The sequence below is a fragment of the Arthrobacter sp. Marseille-P9274 genome (genome assembly GCF_946892675.1).
Classification (GTDB): Bacteria; Actinomycetota; Actinomycetes; order Actinomycetales; family Micrococcaceae; genus Crystallibacter.
The window spans coordinates 1-1,674 of the sequence record NZ_CAMPOV010000014.1 but is presented as its reverse complement, the minus strand read 5'-3'; the positions used below and the strand labels follow the sequence as shown (position 1 = coordinate 1,674).

Here is a 1,674-nt window from a genome sequence, read left to right as displayed (position 1 = left end):
CCGTAGCACATTGGGAAGCGCTGGTTCGGGGGCCGCTATGGCCCTGATGAAGGCAAGGCCGCGAAGCGGCCGCAGGCTTCATCAGGGCAAGCCATGGTCGGTCAGCAGGTATCTAAAGTGAGGTTGTCGAGACAACACTTTGGAGGCCGACCGACCATGACCAAGCTCACCTCTACGCCTGCCGGCGCCGTGCTGGTAGCCATCGATATGTCCAAGAACCGGCAGGAGGTCCTTATCGAGCGACCGGAAGGCGGCCGGCGCCGGCGGATGACCGTCATGGCGACCAAGGAGGACTATGACGGCTTCGTCGAGCAGCTCGCTGCCATCGGTCGTCCCATCATCGTCGGGTTCGAGGCGACGGGTAATTACCATCGCACGCTGGCGCACCGGCTGCTGACGGCGGGGTTTGAGCTGCGCCTCATCTCGTCGGTCGCGCTCGCCCGAACACGCGAGGCGTTGCACAATGGCTGGGACAAGAACGACCCCAAGGACGCGCAGGTCATCCTCCACATGCTGCGGATCGGTGCGACGCAGCGCTACGTCGACCCGCTCGCCGCGGGCATCAATGACCTGCAGGAACTCTCGAAGACCCACGAGACGATCTCCAGGATGAAAACGCAGACCTGGCACCGGATCCTGACCCACTATCTGCCGCTGTACTTCCCCGAGATCGCCCGCTTCGCAGGTAACAGCCGGTCCGACTGGTTTCTCGCGCTCATCGAGCGGTTTCCGACGCCGGCCACCATCACGGCACTGGACCGCGAGGCGTTCTCGGCCGCGGCGTGGCCGCTCATCGGCCGCAAGGTCTCCAAGGCACGCCTCATCAACGACATCTACGAGACGGCGTTCGCCTCGACGGCACTGCCGGTGCCGGAGGACTCCGCCGCCGTCACCATGTTCCGCATGGTCATTGCACAGGGCCGCAGCCTCATCCACCAGCGCGACGAGATCGAGCGGCTGGCCCATGCGCGGCTCGCCGATGACGTCGACTACCAGCTGCTGCGCAACATTCCGGGCATCGGTCCGATCAATGCGCTGACCATCCTGGCCGAGGCCGGTGATCTGCGCCGCTTCAACCATCATCGCCAGTTCCTGAAGTTTTGCGGCCTCGATCTCGCGACCTGCCAGTCGGGCACGTTCCGCGGCCGCACCAGGCTGTCCAAATACGGCAACGCGCGCCTGCGCCGCACCTTCTGGATGGCTGCCCAGGTCGCCGCGCGTCAGCGCGACAACAGCTTCCGCGACAAGCTCGGACGATACATTGCCGGGCACGCGGACGATGCCGACCGTCGCCGCAAGGCGATGACGGCGCTCACCGCCAAGATGGCGCGCGTGGCTCACGCCGTCATCAAGACGGGAACAGAGTACCGGCCGTTCCTCGAACGGTCGGATGCCAGGTGGAAGGACCCCTCTCTGCAAGTGCCGTGAGGGCGCTCCTCGAGCGACCCTGTAGATAATGTTCGGGCCTTCCACCTGGGTGCGTATCTCGTTTTAAGGATGGTGAGGACCACGGTCGCCCCGGCGCCGCTGGATCCTGCGTTTGCTATGGCAGGGAGCGATCCCGTTGACGGTGGGAGCCATCTGGCTCAGATTGCATGCCGCGCCGATGGTTGTCGGCGCATGGATATCTGCTGGCCAAAACCCGCCGCTGCTTCCCGACATAGGACGTTGTCC

Annotated in this window: 1 pseudogene; it reads left to right on the top strand. The window is 64.8% G+C overall.

What is annotated here, in order from left to right:
- Positions 1-156 precede the first annotated feature (156 nt).
- A pseudogene (locus tag OC550_RS22255) lies at positions 157-1,453 on the top strand (IS110 family transposase).
- Positions 1,454-1,674: the final 221 nt, after the last annotated feature.